General features: G+C 64.4%; 19 protein-coding genes. 13 read left to right on the top strand and 6 right to left on the bottom strand.

Annotated features, from left to right (window positions below):
- Positions 1-213 precede the first annotated feature (213 nt).
- The 7 genes from cysD to QWG60_RS09075 all read left to right on the top strand — a co-directional run bounded on the left by cysD (position 214) and on the right by QWG60_RS09075 (position 9,641).
- Positions 214-1,131, top strand: coding sequence for a sulfate adenylyltransferase subunit CysD (cysD, locus tag QWG60_RS09105; RefSeq protein WP_107181833.1), 918 nt, complete (start codon positions 214-216; stop codon positions 1,129-1,131).
- A gap of 184 nt (positions 1,132-1,315) precedes the next feature.
- Complete coding sequence (locus QWG60_RS09100) at positions 1,316-1,660, top strand: four helix bundle protein (protein ID WP_046078576.1); 345 nt, start codon at positions 1,316-1,318, stop codon at positions 1,658-1,660.
- Positions 1,661-1,740: 80 nt separating this feature from the next.
- Positions 1,741-3,672 (top strand): sulfate adenylyltransferase subunit CysN, encoded by a 1,932-nt coding sequence (gene cysN / locus QWG60_RS09095; RefSeq protein WP_146909341.1) that lies wholly within the window; start codon positions 1,741-1,743, stop codon positions 3,670-3,672.
- Positions 3,673-3,775: 103 nt separating this feature from the next.
- Complete coding sequence (locus tag QWG60_RS09090) at positions 3,776-4,942, top strand: nucleotide sugar dehydrogenase (protein WP_146909343.1); 1,167 nt, start codon at positions 3,776-3,778, stop codon at positions 4,940-4,942.
- A 59-nt stretch (positions 4,943-5,001) separates the two neighbouring features.
- Positions 5,002-6,981 carry a polysaccharide biosynthesis protein gene (locus tag QWG60_RS09085; protein WP_246124687.1) on the top strand — a complete coding sequence of 660 codons (1,980 nt, stop codon included), beginning with the start codon at positions 5,002-5,004 and terminating at the stop codon, positions 6,979-6,981.
- A gap of 180 nt (positions 6,982-7,161) precedes the next feature.
- A complete protein-coding gene (locus QWG60_RS09080; protein WP_246124688.1) occupies positions 7,162-8,475 on the top strand; it encodes an O-antigen ligase family protein in 1,314 nt (437 codons plus the stop codon).
- Complete coding sequence (locus QWG60_RS09075) at positions 8,472-9,641, top strand: glycosyltransferase (protein WP_146909344.1); 1,170 nt, start codon at positions 8,472-8,474, stop codon at positions 9,639-9,641. Before QWG60_RS09080 ends, QWG60_RS09075 begins: the two co-directional genes overlap by 4 nt.
- Before the next feature lie 165 nt (positions 9,642-9,806).
- Here QWG60_RS09075 and QWG60_RS09070 read toward each other — a convergent pair whose 3' ends face one another.
- Entirely contained in the window at positions 9,807-11,102 is a 1,296-nt protein-coding gene (locus tag QWG60_RS09070; protein WP_186810082.1) for a PIG-L deacetylase family protein, read from the bottom strand.
- A complete protein-coding gene (locus QWG60_RS09065) occupies positions 11,086-12,255 on the bottom strand; it encodes a glycosyltransferase (RefSeq protein ID WP_146909348.1) in 1,170 nt (389 codons plus the stop codon). Before QWG60_RS09065 ends, QWG60_RS09070 begins: the two co-directional genes overlap by 17 nt.
- A 515-nt stretch (positions 12,256-12,770) precedes the next feature.
- On the opposite strand from QWG60_RS09065, the gene QWG60_RS09060 reads away from it, so the two are divergent.
- Positions 12,771-13,592 (top strand): hypothetical protein, encoded by an 822-nt coding sequence (locus QWG60_RS09060; RefSeq protein ID WP_246124690.1) that lies wholly within the window; start codon positions 12,771-12,773, stop codon positions 13,590-13,592.
- Positions 13,593-13,621: 29 nt separating this feature from the next.
- Here QWG60_RS09060 and QWG60_RS09055 read toward each other — a convergent pair whose 3' ends face one another.
- Entirely contained in the window at positions 13,622-14,326 is a 705-nt protein-coding gene (locus tag QWG60_RS09055) for a lipopolysaccharide kinase InaA family protein (protein ID WP_290130895.1), read from the bottom strand.
- A 2-nt stretch (positions 14,327-14,328) separates the two neighbouring features.
- Positions 14,329-15,396: a glycosyltransferase gene (locus tag QWG60_RS09050; protein WP_146909352.1), complete on the bottom strand. Its 1,068-nt coding sequence runs from the start codon at positions 15,394-15,396 to the stop codon at positions 14,329-14,331.
- A 213-nt stretch (positions 15,397-15,609) separates the two neighbouring features.
- Between QWG60_RS09050 and QWG60_RS09045 the strand changes: the two genes are divergently transcribed.
- Together QWG60_RS09045 and QWG60_RS09040 are read left to right on the top strand one after the other, a co-directional pair.
- Positions 15,610-16,611 (top strand): NAD-dependent epimerase, encoded by a 1,002-nt coding sequence (locus tag QWG60_RS09045; protein ID WP_146909355.1) that lies wholly within the window; start codon positions 15,610-15,612, stop codon positions 16,609-16,611.
- 142 nt (positions 16,612-16,753) lie between these two features.
- Positions 16,754-17,662, top strand: a complete 909-nt coding sequence (locus QWG60_RS09040; RefSeq protein ID WP_146909357.1) for a hypothetical protein — start codon at positions 16,754-16,756, stop codon at positions 17,660-17,662.
- A 48-nt stretch (positions 17,663-17,710) separates the two neighbouring features.
- Here QWG60_RS09040 and QWG60_RS09035 read toward each other — a convergent pair whose 3' ends face one another.
- A complete protein-coding gene (locus tag QWG60_RS09035) occupies positions 17,711-18,172 on the bottom strand; it encodes a DUF3592 domain-containing protein (protein ID WP_046078588.1) in 462 nt (153 codons plus the stop codon).
- 13 nt (positions 18,173-18,185) lie between these two features.
- Here QWG60_RS09035 and QWG60_RS09030 point away from each other — a divergent pair, with 13 nt between their 5' ends.
- Both QWG60_RS09030 and QWG60_RS09025 read left to right on the top strand, forming a co-directional pair.
- Complete coding sequence (locus tag QWG60_RS09030; protein WP_046078589.1) at positions 18,186-18,641, top strand: tellurite resistance TerB family protein; 456 nt, start codon at positions 18,186-18,188, stop codon at positions 18,639-18,641.
- Between the two features lie 69 nt (positions 18,642-18,710).
- A complete protein-coding gene (locus tag QWG60_RS09025) occupies positions 18,711-19,964 on the top strand; it encodes an NAD(P)/FAD-dependent oxidoreductase (RefSeq protein WP_046078590.1) in 1,254 nt (417 codons plus the stop codon).
- Positions 19,965-19,988: 24 nt separating this feature from the next.
- Here the strand turns inward: QWG60_RS09025 and QWG60_RS09020 are convergent, their stop codons facing one another.
- The gene (locus tag QWG60_RS09020) at positions 19,989-20,411 is read right to left on the bottom strand and encodes a hypothetical protein (RefSeq protein WP_035593445.1); all 423 of its coding nucleotides are present in this window, start codon (positions 20,409-20,411) and stop codon (positions 19,989-19,991) included.
- Positions 20,412-20,761: 350 nt separating this feature from the next.
- Here QWG60_RS09020 and pyrC point away from each other — a divergent pair, with 350 nt between their 5' ends.
- Positions 20,762-21,799, top strand: coding sequence for a dihydroorotase (gene pyrC, locus QWG60_RS09015; RefSeq protein ID WP_046078591.1), 1,038 nt, complete (start codon positions 20,762-20,764; stop codon positions 21,797-21,799).
- The last annotated feature ends 23 nt before the right edge of the window (positions 21,800-21,822 follow it).

Here is a 21,822-nt window from a genome sequence, read left to right as displayed (position 1 = left end):
AAGAGCGCCGCTTCGCGGCTGGAAGCTAGAAGCTGGAAGAAAACCCAAGGTCAACACCATTCGTCAAAGTTGGTCTCCAGTGGGTTTCTTCCAGCTTAAGCCCGCGGAGCGGGCGTTCTTCCAGCTTCTAGCTCCCGGCGAAGCCGGGGACTTCCAGCTTCTGGCTTCAAGCTAATAGTCAGTTATTGTCTCTATCGTTGAAGGCTAACCAAGATGTCCGAGATTTCGGCAGAACGTAAGACTCACCTCAAACAGCTCGAGGCGGAGTCGATCCATATCATCCGTGAGGTGGCGGCAGAGTTCCGCAACCCGGTGATGCTGTATTCGATCGGCAAGGATTCCTCGGTGATGCTGCATCTCGCGCGCAAGGCTTTCTATCCGGGTGTGCCGCCGTTTCCGCTGATGCACGTCAACACCACCTGGAAGTTCCGCGAGATGATCGAGTTCCGCGATCGCATGGCCGAAGAGGCCGGCATGGAACTGATCGAACACATCAACGAGGAAGGCCGGGCCGCAGGGATCAATCCCTTCGATCACGGCAGCTCCAAGTACACCGACGTGATGAAGACCCAGTCGCTGAAGCAGGCGCTGGACAAGCATCGCTTCGACGCGGCCTTCGGCGGGGCCCGTCGCGACGAAGAGGCCAGCCGTGCCAAGGAACGTGTGTTCTCCTTCCGTGACAAGCACCACCGCTGGGACCCGAAGAGTCAGCGCCCCGAACTGTGGAACACCTATAACGCCAAGGTGAACCAGGGCGAGTCGATCCGCGTCTTCCCGCTCTCCAACTGGACCGAGCTGGATATCTGGCAGTACATCTACCTGGAATCCATCCCCATCGTGCCGCTGTATTTCAGCGCCCCGCGCCCGGTGGTGAATCGCGACGGCATGGACATCATGGTCGACGACGACCGCCTGCCGCTGGAAGACGGCGAAGTGCCCGAGGAAAAATGGGTACGCTTCCGCACCCTCGGCTGCTACCCGCTGACCGGGGCGGTGGAATCCACCGCCACCACGCTGCCCGAGATCATCCAGGAAATGCTGCTGACCCGGACCTCCGAACGTTCCGGCCGCGCCATCGATCACGATCAGGCAGGGTCGATGGAGCGGAAGAAGCGGGAGGGGTACTTCTAACGCGCCGGAGGCGCGTTAGAAAGCTGGAAGCTTGAAGAGCGGCGCTTCGCGCCTGGAAGCTGGAAGTCCCCGGCTGCGCCGGGAGCTAGAAGCCAGAAGCCAGAAGCTGGAAGCTTGAAGAACCGAAGAACCCTCGCCTGTGCTTAGGCTAGCCTGTTGGAGTGGCCAGGAGGGAGGGCAGGACATGGACTTCGAGAAGCTTCAGGTGTGGAAGCGGTCGGCCAGGCTATCGGCCGAGCTCTACAAGGCGATGCGAGATCTCAGGGATTTCGGCTTCAAGGATCAAATCACTCGCTCAGGGCTTTCGGTACCCAGCAACATTGCAGAGGGCATGACGCGTGGCACGGCCAAGGACAAACGACACTTCTTGCTGATCGCCAAGGGCTCATGCGCTGAACTGAGAACACAGATCTACATCGGTATCGATATCGGCTACATCGAAAAAGCCAATGGAAACCGATGGATACAGGAAACAAGGGAGATTGCCGCCATGCTCTCGGGGCTGATCGGCAAGCTCACCATCGAATGAATCGGCTGGGTAGCTAACGGGGCTGGGGGTTCTTCCAGCTTCAAGCTTCCAGCTTCCAGCTTCCAGCTAAGGGACGGGAAATGGCACACGCCTCGGACTTGATCTCAGACGACATCGAAGCCTATCTGAAAGAGCATGAGCGCAAGGATCTGCTCCGCTTCATCACCTGCGGTAGCGTGGACGACGGGAAGTCGACGCTGATCGGGCGGCTGCTGCACGATTCGAAGATGATCTACGAGGATCAGCTGGCGGCGATCACTCAGGCGTCGAAGACGGCGGGGACGACCGGTGATGAGGTGGATCTGGCGCTGCTGGTCGACGGCCTGCAGTCCGAGCGGGAGCAGGGCATCACCATCGATGTGGCGTATCGCTTCTTCTCCACCGATCGGCGCAAGTTCATCATTGCCGATACGCCGGGGCACGAGCAGTACACCCGCAACATGGCGACCGGGGCGTCGACCGCGAGCCTGGCGGTGATCCTGGTCGATGCTCGCCACGGGGTGCAGACCCAGACGCGCCGGCACAGCTTCATCGCCGATCTGCTGGGCATCCAGCACCTGGTGGTGGCGATCAACAAGATGGACCTGGTCGACTACTCCCAGGAGCGCTATGAGGAAATCGTCGCCGAGTACCAGGAGATCGCCGGCAAGCTGAACGCCCCGGACATCCGCTTCGTGCCGCTCTCGGCGCTCAAGGGCGACAACGTCGTCAATCCGAGCGAGGCGATGGACTGGTACCGGGTCGATGGAAAACAGGGCCCGGCGCTGCTCGAACTGCTCGAGACCGTCGAGATCACCCACGACCAGAACCTGCGTGACCTGCGCCTGCCGGTACAGTACGTCAATCGTCCCAACCTCGACTTCCGCGGCTATGCCGGGACCCTGGCCGCCGGCGTGATGAGCCCGGGCCAGAAGGTGAGGGCGCTGCCGTCCGGCAAGGTGTCGACCGTCGAGCGGCTGGTGACCTGGGACGGCGACCTGGAGGCCGCCTATCCCGGCGATGCGATCACCGTGACCCTGGAAGACGAGATCGACATCTCCCGCGGCGACTGGCTGGTCGCCGAAAATGATGAAGTGCCGCTGGCCACCAGCTTCGAGGCCGATATCGTGTGGATGCACGAAACGGCGCTCGAGCCCGGCAAGCTCTACGACATCAAGCTGGCGACCCGAGATGTGGCGGGCAAGGTGGCAGCGATCGACTATCAGGTCGACGTCAACACCCTGGAGCATCGTCACGCCGATCATCTGGACCTCAACGCCATCGCACGCTGCGCGCTGGAGCTGACCGCGCCGGTACCGGTCGACGACTATCGCACCAGCCCGGGAACGGGCAGCTTCATCATCATCGATCGGTTGACCAACATCACCGTGGGGGCCGGCATGATCCACCGGCCGCTGGAGAGCGAGCTGCCCTACGAGTTCCGCGAGCACGACAGCAAGGCCAGCGTGGTGTGGAACCGCACCAGCGTGACCCAGGCCATGCGCGAGCAGCTCAACGGCCATGCTGGCAAGTGCGTGTGGTTCACCGGTCTTTCCGGTTCCGGCAAGTCGAGCCTGGCCAACGCCCTGGAAGTGGAGCTGAACCGTCGTGGCTACCACACCATGCTGCTGGACGGTGATAACATCCGCCATGGTCTGTGCAAGGACCTGGGAATGGGGGAAGCCGACCGCACCGAGAACATTCGCCGGGTGGGCGAGGTGGCGCGGTTGTTCGCCGAGGCGGGCATCATCGTGATCACCGCCTTCATCTCGCCGTTCCGCGCCGACCGCGATGCGGCCAGGGCGTTGTTCGACGAGGGCGACTTCATCGAAGTGCACGTGGACACGCCGCTGGACATCTGCGAACAGCGCGATCCCAAGGGGCTGTACCAGAAGGCCCGAGAGGGCAGAATCGCCGACTTCACGGGTATCAGCAGCCCCTACGAAGCGCCCCCCCAGGCCGAGGTGACGTTGAAGGGCGCGGAACACGGCCAGCAGGAACTGCTGGCCCAGCTGATCAAGCGGGTGATCTAAGACGCTCAGGCGGCGGCTGCGGAACGCCCGCGGCTGGTTCGACAAGGATCCCGCGGTGGCCGCTTGGGCGGCCCCCGCGGGTCAGTTTCTGACAGGTGAATGCATGAAGATTGCCATTGCCGGCACCGGCTATGTGGGCCTCTCCAATGCCATGCTGCTGGCCCAGCACAATCAGGTCGTGGCGCTGGACATCGTGGCCGAGAAGGTGGCGCAGCTCAACGACCGGGTCTCGCCCATCGAGGACGCCGAGATCAGCGACTTCCTGGCCAACCGGGCGCTCGACTTCACGGCCACCCTGGACAAGGAAGCCGCCTACCGCGACGCCGACTTCGTGGTGATCGCCACGCCCACCGATTACGACCCCGAGACGAACTATTTCAATACCTCGACCGTCGAGGCGGTGATCCAGGACGTGATGGCCATCAACCCCGCGGCGGTGATGGTCATCAAGTCCACTGTGCCGGTGGGCTACACCGCCGAGGCCTGCCAACACTTCGGTACCGAGAATCTGCTGTTCTCGCCGGAGTTCCTGCGAGAGGGCAAGGCGCTCTACGATAACCTCCACCCGTCGCGGATCATCGTCGGCGAGCGCTCCGAGCGCGCCGAGACCTTCGCCGGGCTGCTCGAACAGGGCGCAGTCAAGAGTGATGTGCCGGTGCTGTACACCAACAGCACCGAGGCCGAGGCCATCAAGCTGTTCGCCAATACCTATCTGGCCATGCGCGTGGCCTACTTCAACGAGCTGGACACCTACGCCGAGACCCATGGCCTGGACAGCCGCCAGATCATCGAGGGGGTAGGGCTGGACCCGCGCATTGGCAGCCACTACCACAACCCGTCCTTCGGCTATGGCGGCTACTGCCTGCCCAAGGACACCAAGCAGCTGCTGGCCAACTATCAGGACGTGCCCAACAACCTGATCCAGGCCATCGTCGACGCCAACACCACTCGCAAGGACTTCATCGCCGAGCAGGTGTTGGCACGCAGGCCGAAGGTGGTGGGGGTGTATCGCCTGATCATGAAGGCCGGCTCGGACAACTTCCGCGCCAGCGCCATGCAAGGCGTCATGAAGCGACTCAAGGCTAAGGGCATCGAGGTGGTGGTGTATGAGCCGGTACTGGAAGAGGATACCTTCTACGGCTCGCGGGTAATGCGCGACCTGGACGCCTTCAAGCAGGAAGCGGAGCTGATCCTCAGCAATCGCATGGTTGCCGAGCTGGAGGACGTGGCCCATAAGGTCTATACCCGCGACCTGTTCGGCAGCGATTGAGCCCGAACCATGAGCGCTGCGTCATTGACCCCGAGGCCACGCAATACAAGGACGAGATGATGAATCATACACGCATGCACCGAGCGATCGGCGATCTCAGCCGTTCGCACAAGCGTCTGCTGATGGTGGCGGCCGATCTGGTGGCGCTGCCGCTGGCGCTGTGGTCGGGCTATGCGCTGCGCCTGGCCGAGTGGTGGCCGGCCAGTTACCTCGAACCTTACTGGTGGATGTTCCTGGTCGTGCCGGTGGTGGGGGTGTTCGTGTTCGCTCGGTTGGGGCTGTACCGTGCGGTGGTGCGCTTCATGGGCCCTCAGGCGCTGTGGGCGGTGGTCAAGGGCGCGGTGCTGCTGGCGCTGATGATGTGGGCGGCGGCCTACTTCTTCCAGTGGCAGGGCTTCCCGCGTTCGGTGCCGGTGAACTTCGCCCTGGTGACCCTGGTGTACGTGGGCGGTACCCGGCTGCTGGTGCGCAGCTACTATCACTGGCTGAACCGCCATTTCGCCGAGAAGGAGCCGGTGGCCATCTATGGCGCCGGCGGGGCGGGGGCTCAGCTGGCGCTGGCGCTCTCCAGCGGGCGTGAGTTCGTGGTCACGGCCTTCCTGGACGATTCTCCTTCGCTGTGGGGCAGCACCATCAAGGGGGTCAAGGTGATGGAGCCGGACGCCATCGCCGGGCTCGTCGAGCGTCATGGCCTCAAGCGGGTGCTGCTGGCGATGCCCAACGCGACCAAGGCCGAGCGCAAGCAGGCCCTGGACAAGCTGACGGATCTGCCGGTGCACGTGCAGACGGTCCCCTCCATGCCCGAGATCGTCTCCGGCGAAGCCAGCCTGGACCAGCTGCGCGAGGTGGAGCTGGAGGACCTGCTGGGGCGGGACCCGGTGCCGCCCGACGAGGCCCTGGTGGATGCCAGCATCCGCGGCAAGGTGGTGATGGTGACCGGCGCCGGCGGCTCGATCGGCAGCGAGATGTGTCGCCAGGTGATGCGCGGCGCACCCAGGGCGCTGGTGCTCTACGAGATCAGCGAGTACGGGCTCTATGCCATCGATCAGGAACTCGAGGCGCTGAAGCGTGACATGGGGGCGGACTTCCCCATCTATCCGCTGCTGGGGAATGTCTGCGATCGTGAGCGTATGGAAGCGACGCTGCGCCGCTATGAGGTCGATACCCTCTATCATGCGGCGGCCTACAAGCATGTGCCGATCGTCGAGCACAACGTGCTCGAGGGCGTGCGCAACAACGTGCGGGGCACCCGGGTAGTGGCGGAGAGCGCGGCCAGGCTCGGCGTGGAGCGCTGCGTGCTGATCTCCACCGACAAGGCGGTGCGCCCCACCAACGTGATGGGCGCCACCAAGCGCATGGCCGAGCTGGTGCTGCAGGACCTGGCCGCGCGGCACGGCGGCGAAGGGGAGCACCGCACGATCTTCTCGATGGTGCGCTTCGGCAACGTGCTGGGTTCCAGCGGTTCGGTGATTCCGCTGTTCCGGCGGCAGATCGAGCAGGGCGGCCCCTTGACCGTGACCCACCCCGAGATCACCCGCTACTTCATGACCATTCCCGAGGCGGCCTTGCTGGTCATCCAGGCGGGCTCCATGGCCAAGGGCGGGGATGTCTTCGTGCTGGACATGGGCGACCCGGTGAAGATCGTCGACCTGGCGCGGCGCATGATCCGGCTGACGGGGCTGGAGGTGCGCGATGATGATAGCCCTGGGGGCGATATCGAGATCACCTTTACCGGCCTGAGGCCCGGGGAAAAGCTCTACGAGGAACTGCTGATCGGCGAGAACGTGGTCGGCACTTCGCACCCCAAGATCATGCGTGCCCGCGAGGCCGTGTTGCCCACCGAGACGCTGCGTGAGCTACTTCAGGCGCTGCATGACGCCGAGCACCAGATGGACAGCCACCAAGCCTGCGAAACGCTCAAGCTCGGTGTGGACGGTTTCACCCACGGCAGCGGGCTGTGCGATCTGCTGGGGCGTGAATCGCAGAACGCCGAGGCGGCCCCCGTCGTTCGGCTGGAGACCCGAGGACAGGCGCGATGAGGTGCATGGCCGGCATTACCGGGAAAATCGGCGCCTGGTGATGGGAGTTCTCCGTTCGGATGCGTGGGAATTCTGGTAGCATGCTCGGCCATTTCCTTCGCGATGCAGGCGGCGAGATTCGTGTTACCTCTCTCATCTTCTACCGGCAGAGTATTGCCCTGTCTCGTTTCTGATGCGCGTGTGCCGCGCCTTCTGACATGGCTCGGGTTGCTTGCCACCTTCTTGTATGGCGCAGGACGTGTGGCGTGGCCGGATGTCGGCCAGAAAGCGGGCACGGCCATGGCGCTGCTGGGGCTATTCGCGGTGCTGTATTGGGGGCGGCGGCTTAAGTCGTCGGCGCCACTGTGGCTGCTGCTGGTGATCGTGCTGGTTCAGCTGCTGAGCTGGGGGCTCGGCTACCTGCATCACCCGCAGTGGGTGCCGGACAATCCCGAGCTGGATCGCCTGGCCAAGTGGTTCCTGTTCATCGGCATGGCCTGGTGGCTGGGGGGCAGCACGCGGCTGACCTTATGGGTCTGGGCAGTCGCCGTGCCGGGTTTCGTGCTGGCGGTGTGGCTCGAGGGCCATGGTTGGCAGAGTTGGCAGCGTGGCTTGGCAGGAAGTCGCGTCGATTTCGGCATCCACAATGCTCAGCATGTGGCAATGCTGTTCGGCGCGGCGGCCCTGGGGCTGGCATCTTTCGCCCCGCGGATGTGCTCGGCAGGGCGACTGGCCTTGGGGCGCCGCCTGGCCTGGTGCGCCATGCTGATCGTGTGCCTCGTGGGGCTCGTCGTGACTCAGACGCGCGGCGTCTGGCTGGCAACCATCGTCGCGTCGCTGGTGATGCTGGGAGGCTGGGCCTGGAGAGCCAGGAAGCTCAGCCGACACGCCGAGGCGTCTCGTCGCTGGTCATGGGCGGCCGTCATCGGTGTCTTGCTGGCCATCGTGGTGCTGTTCTCGGCTTTCCATGGCACCGTGGAGCGCAGGCTGCTGGTCGAACAGCAGGTGATCACCAGCGTTATCGAGGGCGACTGGGGCGGCGTACCCTATTCCAGCGTTGGCATTCGAATCCACTCCTGGCGTGCGGCCACGGAGTGGATTGCCGAGCGTCCGCTCGTTGGTTGGGGCGGCGAGGGGCGCAGCCTGGTGATGGAACAGACGGCGTGGCTGCCGGATACTATTCGCCAACGTTTTGGACATCTGCACAATACCTTCCTGGAGGTACTGGTTGGCTATGGGCTGCTGGGTGCGAGCGTGGTGGCGCTGTTGGCCACTTGGGTAGCGCGCGGTACCTGGCTGGCCTGGCGAGGCGGTGTGATGCCGGGGGACATGGCGCTGTTCGGTTTCGGCTTCTTCGTGTTCTTCATGATCGCTAACCTGTTCGAGTCCTATCTGGCCTTCTGGTCCGGCGGTTATGTGTTCACCCTGGTCATGGGCGGACTGGTGACCCATATCTGGCACTGGCAACGGTCTAGTGGCTTGGCGGTCCTTGTTTTTCGAAAGGCGGTCCGATGAGAACCCTGGTGGTCGTTCGCTCCTTGAAGATGGGTGGCATGGAGCGCGTGGCGGTCAACCTCGCCGATGCCTTCGCGGAGGCGGGGCACGAGAGCCATCTGCTCAGCTTGCGCGAGGTGGCCGATCCCTTGCGTCCGGCACGCGATGAGGTACGAGTGCATCCGCTCAACCTGCGTTGGTGGAGCCGGCTGACCGGCATCGGCTTGCTGCTGGAGCTGTTCGCTCGCCTCTTCATCAACCCGCTCATGAAACGCTCGCTTTTCCTGGGCACCGGCGTGATGGGCGGCTGGGTCTTTCATCGCTGGCTACGTCGCGCCGAGCGTCGGTACGGGCGCTTCGATCGCATCGTCTTCCGGGGCGTTGGTACCTTCGAACTCGTCTGGACGTTCCGCGATGAGCGGGCGCGCTATGTGCTGGAAAACATCCTGCATGTTCGAAAGGTCGGTTGGCGGGGGCGGCTGCTGAGTCGTTGCCTGTATGACCGCCGCCACCTGGTGACGGTATCGCATGGGGTGGCCGAGAGCCTCGATGAAGCGGCGAAATGCTGGGGCTTTACGCCGGCCTCTGTGACGGTCATTCCCAATCCTTGCCCGATCGACGGTATTCGGCAGGCCATGACGGAGCCGGAGCCCGACCTGCCCGAGGTCCCCTATCTGGTCAACGTCGCCCGCCTGGTGCCGGCCAAGGATCATGCCCTGCTGTTACGCGCCTATGCGGCGGCCGACACGTCGATGCCATTGGTGCTGGTGGGCGATGGGCAGGAGCGTGAGCGGCTTGAGGCGCTGGCCGAGACGCTGGGGATCGCCGAGCGCGTGATCTTCGCGGGGCAACGTGCCAACCCTTATCCGTGGATGCATCATGCCCGGCTGTTCGTGCTCAGCTCGCGTTTCGAGGGCATGGGCATCGTGCTGTTCGAGGCGCTGGCCTGTGACACCCCGGTGCTCAGCGTCGACTGCCCAGGCGGCATTCGCGAGATCCTCAAGGGGGATCTCGAGGCCTGCATCACGCCGCACTCGGTCGAGGGTCTGGCGGAGGGCATTCGCCACGCGCTCGCTCGAGACAAGCCTGCCATCCAGGAAACCTGGCTGGAGAATTTCCGGCCCGATGTCGTCGCTGAGGCATTTCTTGCATCCCCCTCCCGGGGCAACTGGTTTGAGCGGATGTGAACGATACTTCTCCGGTGCCGGGCTTGCGGCGCCAATATCGCATCGCCAGGCCGAACGGTTCAGCGCCAATGCCGCCCCCTCCGATGGCGCCATCGGAGGGGGGGGCTGAACGGCCATCGCTGCGCGTGGTGTTTGCCATGTCGCTGGGGGGTGATGGCCTGATGTTCAGTAGGGTTCGAAATATTCCATGAGCGCCTCGGTGCCGACGAGCGCGAACATTTCCTGCGCCTTGATGTGAGTCTGGAAGAAGTCATGCTGGCCGTAGTCGGCCCAACGCTCGGGCTGAATGCCGCTCAGTCGGCGTTTCACTGCACGTTTCAGCCGACGCTCCCAGCCTGGTTTATCGCGCAGGTCGTGCATGCTGTCCATGGCCACGGCTTTTTCCCGCTGCGCTTCCAGGTCGAGCGGCTGGCTGTAGAGCGACCATGCCCCCAGGCCTGATGTCGAGCAAGCGACGGGCCAGACGCCGGATGCGGCATGGGCCGGCCCGCGGGGGAAGCCGCGTTGACTCTTGAGGTGATTGGCATAGAGCAGCACTCGCTCGGGTCGATGCGTCGTGGCATTTAGTGCCGTTGCCAAAGCCGCTGCGGCGGCTTGGTGGTCGGGGTGCGGATCGAGTTCTGGATGGGGCACCACCACGGTACTGGGGCGCACCTGATCGAGCAGCCCTATCAGATCGGCCAGCAGGTCGTCTCCCCGGTTGCTGGGCCCGCCCGGGAGCTCATCGGAGGCCAGTGGCCGCGCGTTCCAACGCCTGAAGTCGGCAGGTGATAGCGCGTCATCGGCCAGAGAGGGGGCGCAGATGTTCGGGGTGTCCAGCAGAGTGGCCAGGGTGTCGTTGAAATAACCGAGCATGTAGAGCCGATCCTGGGCGACGCCGGCGAGCTGGGGCGTCGTTGCGCTGTTCCAGCTCCGAATCCAGCCTTTGCGACGGCTGGCGCTCTTTAGGTCGTGATCGAGGAACGGCAGGTACTGTCGATCGAGCCGCTTGTGGCGTTCGCCCGCGGTGAGGGTCAGTATCCAGGTGCGTTCGGCATGCTGGCGGTACAGGCCGTAGGCGGCGAGCTCGGCGTCATCCGGGTGGGGAGCGATGATCATCAGTGGCCCGTCTTCGAGTGCCGGGCGCTGGAAGCCGAGCAGTCGCGCTTGGGGGGCCAGCCGGCATCTTTCGGCCGAGAGTGTCACTGCGCCGAGATCGTCGATACCGGCAAGATTGAGCAGACGCTTGCCGGCCTGCCCGGGCTCGAGGTACTGGATGAAGCGCTCATGTCCATTTTCTCGAACCTTGATGCCGGGTTGCCGCCAGCGGCCGCGAGCCTGATAGCGAACTTCCAGCATCCAGCTCCAGCCGCTGGTCGAGGACGTGGCTTCCGATAGGTGCAGCTTGCCCTTTTCATCGATGCTGCCGTCGACCTCGCGTTCGGGCGCCAGGGGCAGGGTGTGATCATGCGTGGTTGGCATCGGCGGGCTCCTGGCGGTCATCGATGAGATCGAGAAACTGGCTGACGATTCTGCGCTCGCTGAAGCGCTCTATCCAGGCCGGTTGAACCTCGATCGGTGATGCGACGGCCCGATGCATGCCGGCGGCCAGTGCCTCCGGGGTGGCGTCGGTGATCAATTGCTGTTGTTCGTCGACCAGCACCTCGTTGATGCCCCCTGGCGCCCGGGTGGCGACACAGGGCGTGCCGAGCGCCAGCGCTTCGATCAGTACGATACCGAGCCCCTCGAAGCGGGAACTGAGCACCAGTGCATCCGCGCGTGCCATCCAGGGGTAGGGATTAGCCTGATGGCCGAGGAAATCGACGGCGTTGTCGATGCCCAGTGCTTGGGACAGGTTTTCCAGTCGGGCACGCTCGGAGCCGTCGCCGATGATCACCAGGCGATGCTGCAGCCCTTGTTGGCGTGCCAGGGCGAAGGCCTCGAGCAGCAGGCATTGCCTCTTGACCGGTACCAGTCGGGCGACATGGACGAGGAAAGGCCCGGGGATCTCGTCCGGCGGGGGCGCTGATGCCGAGTGACGGATCGCTTCAAAGGGCACGGCATTATGGATGGCGTGACTCGTCTCGATGGAAACTCCCTGGGCGTCGAGGTAAGCCTGCAGGTTCGCTTTCACTCCCTCGGAGACGCTGATCACGCGGTGGTTCTTGAACAGGCAGCGCGTCAGCCAGCGCCCCAGTACATTTTCGGGAAAGCGCCCTGTCACGGCTTCCACGACGCGCCAGGTTCGCGGATCCTTGACACGCCACAGTAGCTCGAAGGCCCCCTGGCCGCGGATCAAGATCTGGTCCAGCTTGCCGTATTGCTGCTCGACGTCGGTCACGAAGGCATCGAAGGCTCGGCTGCAGCGCCATCCTTGCCATATGAACCCAGACTGAGGGATGAGGGGAGAAAGCATCAGCCGACTGAGAAGGTGCCACGCCATCCCGGCAGCGCTGCGGCGCTGTTCCCTGTCTATGTCACGGCAGTGAACGATGACGTCGGGGGAGGGCTGCTGGATCGGCTGGCCTTTCAGCACCAGCAGGTGAACCTCGTGCCCGGCCGCCGCCATGGCGTTGGCCAGTGTCATCGTGGCGGTCTCGATGCCACCGGTACCGAGGCGGCGCAAAACGATCATGATGCGTCTGGGAGGAAATGTCGAAGGTTGCAATGTTTCACTATCCGGGGAGGGCTTCGTGCTTTCGGCTTGCCGTGGCTCGATGTGTCGGAGACGCTTGTCAGGCCATCAAGCATATGTGTAGCATTCTAACTGTTTGCATTGGCGTAGGATATGGTTTTTACCGGTGAGTGCCACTGCTGCACACACGTCTGCCACGCGGTTGCCGGCTATGACCGCCGGTCTATGTACGAGACGAAGGGGCTTGGGTAAAGTGTCTCGGCTTCTTGCGCATTGGCCGAGTTCAATAGTGATATGTGCAATATATACCGTGCACTCGGGCGTTTATTTCGAATAACAAGAGGCCTTGGTGGCCTACAAGAAGCGAGCAAGGCAGCCGGGAGACTGCCGACTCACCGCATCAGGGAACTGTTACCACATCCATGAAATCATTTTGCCACCAACCAGCGGCTCGCCACTCGATTCCATTGGCGCCTGCCGGCGATCCGGCGTTCTTTCCTCTTTACGATGATCGCATGCGCTGGCCCATTCGCCGTGCCCGTCTGCAGGTCTCGGTACGTGAAGCATTCCAGGAGGGAGTTGGCCTGCCACTGGAGAGGCGGTTGTTGCGCCGGTGGCTCAGGGGCCGATACGGCAGTGCCACGATCGAACGAAAGGGGCTGCCGCGGCGAGCGATGGAAGAATCTCTCGGGGATCGGCTGACCCTTGAAGTCGACCCGCGTGAGCTGATCCAGAGCACCGACTGGCGTGGGTATGATCGTCGCCAGCGTCCTTCCTCATCGCGTTTCCTCTGGGATGGCGAATGGGATCTTCGGCGTGGCGATCTGCGCTTCAGTTCCCGTTACCGTTTTATCAGCGATCTCGATGAACATCGCGACGATCTGACACGGAGTGAAAGCTTCGCCAGGTATGCGGCTCGCTTGAAAGCCGGCAGACCGTGGTCTTCCCATCAGCAAGGGGTGTTGTTGGACTCCGAAGAGCGAATCCTGATGTACCTGCGCGTGTATCTGAGCTTTCTCGATGACATGGCCGTACGAGGGTTCGATGGTGCTCGCGGCAAGGACAAGCTGGGCGTGGCGGTAAGCCGAGAAGGGCGTTTGATCAAGATCAATCGTGGCCTGCATCGTCTGGCGATGGCGCAGCGGCTGGGTTTGGACTGCGTGCCGGTACGGGTCATGGCGGTACATCGTGAGTGGTGGCAGCGTATTACTGGCGGTGCCACGGGGCAGGAAGCATTGGAGCGTGTCGCTGATGGATTACGTGATTGCATGCCCGAGCAGCGCCCGGGCGAGCTGGATCCTGCCGAGTGGCCGAGCGAATTCGATTGGCCAGTGTGACAGGGAGGCTCTGATAACTTGAGTCCGCGTTAAAGCATGAGATGTTGACGAAGCCGCTCGCTGCATAATGCCCGGTACCTCTCTCCACGCAGCTTGTCTGAGGTAATAGAGTTGCTGATAGCCGGCCACTGGTCGGCTTTTTTTCTGGGCAGCCGCCGCACGTGGGCATCGATCCAGATCAGCGTGCCGTCATCGGCCACCAGCAGGTTGTTGTAGTGAAGATCGCGGTGAACGTAGCCGGCGCGAGCGAGCCGGGCCACCTCTTCGCAGAAGCGTTCCAGGAAACGGTACCGGCCGGCGTCGTCCAGTGACTCGAAGACATCGCCCCCCGGCCTGGCATCCTGACGGTGTTCCATCAGCAACAGCGAGGCGTTGCGATTCGCCGGGTTCAGCGATAGCCCCCAACCGTGGCAGCGAGGTGTGGCGAGGCCGGCTCGCTGGAGGATGCGCAGGCTGAGGAATTCCTTGCGGGCATCCGACTGCAGCAGCCAGCGCTTCTCCAGGTAGTCGCGGCTGAACCAGCTGAATGGCGCTTTGCGCTTGGTGAACTTGTCGGGCACCACCTTGGCGAGGATCTTCCCGTCCTGTGAGAGATAGAAGCGGCTGCTGCCCGCCGCCTCGAAGGCGGCGGTGGTGCTGGTGCTGGCCAGGCGCAGTTGGGCTGGCAGGCCGGCGGCATGAAACACCAGATAGCGACGTCGGCGGTCGTCGAAGGGGATGTCGAGCAGCTTCACCGTCACAGCGCCTCGAACTGGGGCAGGACCGTTTCCTTGAGGAACTGCTGATAGTGGCGCGGCTCGATGGTGATTGGCGCACGGTCCATGTTCGCCAATGCCTGAGCCAGGCCTGTTTCGTCATCAGGGGCGACGAGAAAATCGGCCAGCTCCTGGGTAAGGATCTCTCGAGGGCCGCTGGGGCAGTCTACGCTGACCACGGGAGTGTGCAGCAGCAGGGCCTCGATCAGCACGCGCGGCAGCCCCTCGGCATCCGAGGTCAGCACCATCGCCTTGGCGTGGCGGATGAAGGGATACGGGTTGTGGTGATAGCCCAGCCACAGCACGTGGTCCTCGAGCCCGAGTGCCGTGATCTGCTCGTGAACGGCGGCTTCGTGTTCCGGCTTGCCCTTGCCCATGATCGCCAGGGGCGTGGTCACGGCGCTTTCGGCATAGGCCCGCAGCAGGCGGTCATGGCGCTTGCGTGGCTCAACGGCCGCCACGCACAGGAAATAGTCGCCCTCAGGAACCGGGGCGTCTTCCTCGGCCATGGCCACGAAGGGGTCGCGCTCATAGGGGTTGTAGATCGGCACGATGCGCTCGGCCTCTAGCCCGACCACGTTCTCCAGATTCTCCTTCACGCCCTGGGACACGGCGATGACCTGGCGGCCTTTATAGAAGCGCCGCACCTTGTCGAAGGCACGCTCGCGTTGCCTGGGATCGCTGAACTTGGCCGAGACGTCCGACTTGATCCAGAAGTAGAGGTTCGGGAAGTCGAGATGGCGGGTGATCTTGTCACAGGAGCAGGAGATCACCACGTCCGGTCGCCAGGGCGTCAGAGCACGCTTGATCCGTGAGGCCTGCCATTTCTCGGTCAGTACCGTGCTGGTGGCCTTGGTGAAGCGGGTGACCACGGCGAGGTTCTCGATCTCGAGCCCTTCGGGAAGTCGATGTTCGATGCGCTCGCGCAGCGTGAATACCTTGACCGCATGGCCGCGCTGGCGCAGCTGGTCGGCCGTATAGAGCAGCGATTTCTGGGCGCCGCCGCCGTAGAGGTCCTCGATGACGAAGGCGAATCTTTTGCGGGTCATGGTGTCGTCCTGCACGGCGGTTTCATCCTGTGACGCTCAGAGCCGAGCGATTGGCGCGGCGCGAGTGTCGGCGCAAAAGGCAAAATTCTAGCATGGTCGTCGCGTGGCGGCAGGGGCGGAGTGCTGCGGCCCGTTCTGGCACTGAGGTACAATGCGCACCACCATAAGGGCCAGCAGTGCCCGTAGAACACGAGCCAGGAGGCGCAGGAGAGCATGAAGGTATTGATCACGGGCGTGGCAGGATTCATCGGTCATGCCGTCGCCCGGAAGCTCTCGGGTCAGGGGCATGAGATCGTCGGTGTCGATAACCTCAACCCCTACTACGACGTGGCGCTCAAGCAGGCTCGGCTGGATGACCTGCAGGACTGCCAGGACGTGCGCTTCGAACGTCTCGATCTTGCCGACCGCGAAGCCGTAGCCGCGCTGTTCGAGGCCGAGCATTTTGATCGCGTGATCCACCTGGCCGCTCAGCCGGGGGTTCGCTATTCGCTGGAGAATCCGCATGCCTATGCAGACGCCAACCTGATCGGGCACCTCAACGTGCTGGAAGGCTGTCGTCACGGGCGGGTGGGGCATCTCGTGTATGCTTCCTCCAGCTCGGTCTATGGCGCCAACGACAAGACGCCCTTCGCTACCTCCGACAACGTCGATCATCCCATCAGCCTCTATGCGGCCACCAAGAAGGCCAACGAGTTGATGGCGCACACCTACTCCCATCTCTACGACCTGCCAACCACCGGCCTGCGTTTCTTCACGGTCTACGGTCCCTGGGGGCGCCCGGACATGGCCATGTTCAAGTTCACACGCGCTATCCTGGCCGGTGAGCCGATCCAGATCTTCAACCACGGCGACATGTCACGCGACTTCACCTATATCGACGATATCGTCGAGGGGATCTCGCGCATTCTGGACGAGGTGCCTGCGCGACAGCCTGGCGGCACGACCGAGACGCCCGATATCAGCGACGCGCCCTATGCGCTGTACAATATCGGTCATGGCAGCCCGGTATCGCTGATGGACTTCGTGCATGCGGTGGAAGTTGCCACCGGCCGCGAAGCGATCTGCGATTTCCAGCCCATGCAGCCAGGTGACGTACCGCGTACCTGGGCGGACACCGAGGCCTTGTTCAACCTTACGGGCTATTGCCCTCGGGTCGGCGTCGAAGAGGGTGTGCGTCGCTTCGTGGCCTGGTACCGGGAGTATTACGGGGTGTGATCCACCTCTTTCGACTGACCTCCTCACGTCTCGCCTGATCACGCTGTCATGGGAAAAACCATCATTCTGACGGCATGTTAACAATGTAACCTTGTGTTAACGGCTGTGCCGGTCCAGCGGCATGGCGATACGCCGAGGCCGGGTGCTTCACGTCAAGAACGCTTCTGACGTTATCCAGCGCTCGGCAGGCGTGTGCCCGAAGAAAGAGGTGTTGTCGATGGCTCAGAGCGGTGCCACGTCGGCGGTCGTCACCGCGGCCCGGGAGCTCGATGGGGCTCAGGAAGGCCCCAGGCTGCTTGCCCTGACCCCCATGGAGGATGCCTGGAGCAGCGAGATGGTTCTTCCCGGGGTGGTGACCGAGAGGCAGGAGGTGTCGGTGTCGCCCGGCGGCTGGCAGTACCTGTTGCGTTGCCTGGACCCCGTGCCGCCTGGTTGGCCCCGCTCGAGGCCGCACAAGGCGCCGCTTGTGGTCAAACGGCTGGTCATGGCGGTCGGCATGCGGCCCCCCGCGCGCGTGGCGCAGAAGGGCTGGTTATTGCTCAGCTGCCCGCAGGAACGGGAGCGTATCGCCGAGCTTGTGCTGACGCCCGGCGGCCGGCATTTCCTGAACCATGCGCTGCATACCCGGCGGGAGAAGCTTGCCCATGACTTCAGCGCAGAACTCCGTGGCCTGCTCTCTCAGGCCGGTGTGTCGTCGCAAGAGGTGCTGTTCGGCCCGGAAGCGCTGATTCAGGTGTACGGCCTGAGGAAGGCCCGCTATATTGATGTGCTGACCAAGGCGACGGTCTCGCTGACGGGAGGACCGCTCCGGGTCATCGCCTCGGATGAGTTCGAACACTTCTGTGCCGATCGCACACGGCTCCTCGAGGATGCCCGGCATCATGTCGTATTGGATGGCTTGACGTTCGTGTCTTTCGGTACGGCTCGTGCGTTCAAGCGGCATCGCGGTAGCTGGCGTGATCGCAACGATCTGAGCATGATGCATGCCCTGGAGCGGCGCCATCGCTGGCGACTGCGCCTGGCCAGCCTGGTCGGCCGGATGCTGCCGTGACGTTCGTCGCCAGCCTGGGCCTGTCTGCTCCAGGTGTCGATGCCGAGCTCACCACCATACCCACAGCGCCCCAATCGCCGCCACGCCCAGAAACGCTGCCAGCCCAAGCCGGGCCGTGGGCTGGCGATGTTCGCCATGCTGCGTCAGATGGGGCCCCATGGGGTCGTAGCGAACGGTCAACCGGCTGCCCGGTGGCGTTCGGGAGAGAAACGCTTCGGCGGCTTCCCGGCTCGTGAAGTCGGGAACGCCGTCGAACTGGCCGTTGTCAGAGCGATATTCGTTCCCCTCGACCTCGAAGCGGTAGTGGAGGCGGGCGAGGAAGCGCCTGGGATGCTCGTCGCGGTCGGCGCGGCGGTGATGGTCGTCGACGACCTGCACCTCGGTGCGTTCGACCGTCGCCAGTGCCGTGGGCCAGCGATTCACGTCGCGTCGTTGCCAGGCGCCGCGTGCGGCCAGGGCGGCGCCCAGCCCGCAGGCCAGGGCGACGATGAGGGGAATCATGTTCGGCATGTCGGGAGTTCCTATGATCCAGTCCTTGCAACGGCTCTTTCAGGACATGATGGCGCCGGCGGCGTCGTCTGAACAGGCCGAGCCCGGCCAGGCGCTGGCGGCGGCGGTGCTGCTGTGCGAGGTGATCCGCGCGGATTATCGCCTGGAAGAGGCCGAGCTCGAGCATCTTGCGGCGATTCTCGCCGCTCGCTTCGGGCTTCCCGGCGAGGAGGCGCAGGCGCTGGTGCGCCAGGCCTGCGACGAGACGGAGTCGGCGGTGGACCACCACCGCTTCCTGCGCGCGGTGCGCGATGGCTGCGACTACGACCAGCGGGTCGCGCTGGTTCGCGAGATGTGGTCGCTGGCGCTGGTCGACGGCGACAAGCATCCGCTCGAGGAGCACCGCATTCGTCGCCTGGCCGAGCTGCTGCACGTCGGCCACGGCGACTTCATCCGTGCCCGCATCGAGGCGGAAGGCGGCGACACATGAGGCCATGCTTGCGATGCTCCGGCGCTCTTGGGGATGATGGGGTCACAGCATCGACAAGGGAATGAACGGATGAGCAGCGGCACCATCGTACTGGGAGCGGGCATGGTCGGCGTGTCGGTGGCCTGGCACCTGGCCCGGCGGGGGCAGGACGTGACCCTGGTGGACCGGCGCGCCCCCGGGCGCGAGACCTCGTTCGGCAACGCCGGCATCATCCAGCGCGAGGCGGTGCGGCCCTATCCCTTCCCGCGGGATCTCGCCACCCTGTGGCGCGTGCTGCCCAATCGCCAGGTGGATATCCGCTATCGGCCCGGCGGCATGCTCGAGGCGGCCGGCCCCCTCTGGCAGTACTGGAAACACTCCGCCCCCGATCGATATCGGCGGATCGTGCCTGAATATGCGTCGCTGATCGAGCGTTGCCTGGATGCCCACGGGGCAATGATCGAGGCCGCCGGCGCCGAGTCGCTGGTGCGCCGCGAGGGCTGGCTCGAGGTATATCGTCATCGCTCCGCGCTCCAGGCGCGTCTCGCCGAAGCCGAAGAGAACGCGGAACGGTTCGGTGTCCGCTATCGGGCCCTCGATGCCGAGGCGCTGGCCGCCATGGAGCCGAGCCTGGGAAACGACGTGAACGACGGGCTGGCCGGGGCGATTCATTGGCTGGATCCCTGGACGGTAGCCGATCCCGGCGCGCTGGTCTCGGCCTATGCCGAGGCGTTCGAGCGCGAGGGCGGGCGTATCGTCCGGTCGGAGGTCGAGACGCTGTCGACGGGTGCCGGCGGCTGGCAGGTGGGCATCGGGAGCGAGACGCTGTCGGCGGAATCGGTGGTGCTGGCGCTCGGCCCCTGGTCGCGCCGGTGGCTGTCGCGCCTCGGGGTGTCGCTGCCGCTGTTTCCCAAGCGCGGCTATCACATGCATTACGCCAGTCGAGGCGAGGCGCGGCTGCATCACTGGGTGATGGACGCGGAGGTCGGCTATCTGCTGGCGCCGATGCGGGCCGGCATCCGCCTGACCACCGGTGCCGAGCTCGAGCGCCTGGAGGCGCCGCCGCATCTCGATCAGCTGGCCGCCGCTGAGGCCAGCGCACGTCGCCTGTATCCGCTCGGTGAGCGGCTCGACGCCGAGCCCTGGAAGGGCGCGAGGCCCTGCACGCCGGACATGAAGCCAGTGATCGGGCCGGTGGATGGGCAGGCGGGGCTGTGGTGCGCCTTCGGCCATGGCCACCAGGGCTTCACCCTGGGGCCGGCGACCGGCCAGCTGCTGGCGCAGATGATGGCGGGGGAGACGCCGGCGATCGACATGCGGCCCTTCCGGGTCGACCGCTTCTGAACCGGCCGGGGAGGGAGCGCTTGGCTAGCGGGCCTTGCGCTTCTCCTTGATCATGTGAATCAGCAGCTTGACCGCCAGGGTGAAGATGAACACCAGCCAGCCGGCGGTCGCCAGCACGTTAAACAGCAGCATCTTCTGAATGCCGTCGATGGGCGTGATGAGATGCTCGATCAGGATGGCGATCAAGAACGCCAGGCCCAGGGGCAGGGCGAGGATGTGCATCCACATCTCGGTGCGTCGCTTGCGCACGTGGTAGCGGCTCAGCAGCACGCGAATCGGGCGGTGCACGAAGCTGATCATGATGAGACTGCCCGCGATCAGCAGCGCCGCCATGGTGGGCTCGATGTTGTCGATGTACACCGAGTAGCTCACCGACCAGTAGACCAGCAGCCACATCAGGCCGGCCAGAATGGCGACGAGGTCGGCGTAGTGACGAACCTTCGGCATGTTCTCTCCCAGGAAACTGTCGGACGTGTCGCGGATCCGCCATGAGCCCGGCCTCTTGGCCAAGGCCGCCCGACGTGACGCGGGCAGTCGCGCGACTCACGTCCGCGGGTCGCGGCGAAGGCTCGACAGGCCTGGCAGGATCGGCGCCCATGATACGGCATCGCGGCGGGCCGGCGCACCCGCGTTCGTCAGCGGGGCCGGCCGTCGGGCAGGGCGATGGCGCATTGCCTTTCACATCCTGCGCCTCTCACATCTCGCATCCCGCCTTGGAGGCCGCTTCCTGTATACTGCCGCCAGCGCCGGGCCTTGCGGCCCCTTTCATCCCCGGAATCGCCGAGACAGGATAGATCGTGACCTCCTTGACCCTGACCCGCCCCGACGATTGGCATCTTCACCTGCGCGATGGCGCAGTGCTGGATGCTGTGGTCCCTGCCAGTGCCCGGCAGATGGGCCGTGCCATCATCATGCCCAACCTCAAGCCGCCGGTGACCACCACCGAGCAGGCGCTGGCCTATCGCGAGCGCATCCTCGCGGCGGTGCCGGCGGGGCTCGACTTCGAGCCGCTGATGACGCTCTACCTCACCGATCGGACCGCGGCCGAGGAGATCGAGCGTGCCCATGCCTCCGGGCGGGTGCAGGCGGTCAAGCTGTATCCGGCGGGGGCCACCACCAACTCCGATTCCGGCGTGACCGACCTGGCGAACTGCGATGCGGCCATCGCGGCCATGGCGCGGCTGGGTATGCCGCTGCTGGTGCACGGCGAGGTGACCGACGCCGAGATCGACATCTTCGATCGCGAGGCGACGTTCATCGAGCGGGTGATGAAGCCGCTGCTGGCGCGTCACCCGTCGCTCAAGGTGGTCTTCGAGCACATCACCACCGCCGACGCGGCGGCCTTCGTGGCCGAGTCACCGGCCAACGTGGCGGCCACCATTACTGCCCATCACCTGTTGTTCAACCGCAACCAGATGCTGGTCGGCGGCATCAAGCCCCACTACTACTGCCTGCCGATCCTCAAGCGCGAGCGCCATCGCCAGGCGCTGATCGAGGCGGCCACCTCGGGCAGCGGCAAGTTCTTCCTCGGCACCGACAGCGCGCCCCATGCCAAGGGCGACAAGGAAAGTGCCTGCGGCTGTGCCGGCGCCTACACCGCGCCGCACGCCCTGGAACTCTACGCCACGGCCTTCGAGCAGGCCGGTGCGCTGGATCGTCTGGAAGGCTTCGCCAGCCACCATGGGCCCGACTTCTACGGCCTGCCGCGCAACACCGGCACCGTGACCCTGGTGCGCGAGGACTGGACGCTGCCGGAGAGCCTGCCCTATCCCGACGGCCAGGTCATCGTGCCGCTGCAGGCCGGCGAGACGCTGGGCTGGAAGCTGAGCGGCTAACGGGCGGATCCGAATGGGGTCAG

Origin of the sequence: Halomonas halophila (assembly GCF_030406665.1) — a bacterium.
Classification (GTDB): Bacteria; Pseudomonadota; Gammaproteobacteria; order Pseudomonadales; family Halomonadaceae; genus Halomonas; species Halomonas halophila.
Note: the sequence above shows the minus strand (reverse complement) of the source record. Positions and strands in the feature narration are given on the sequence as shown.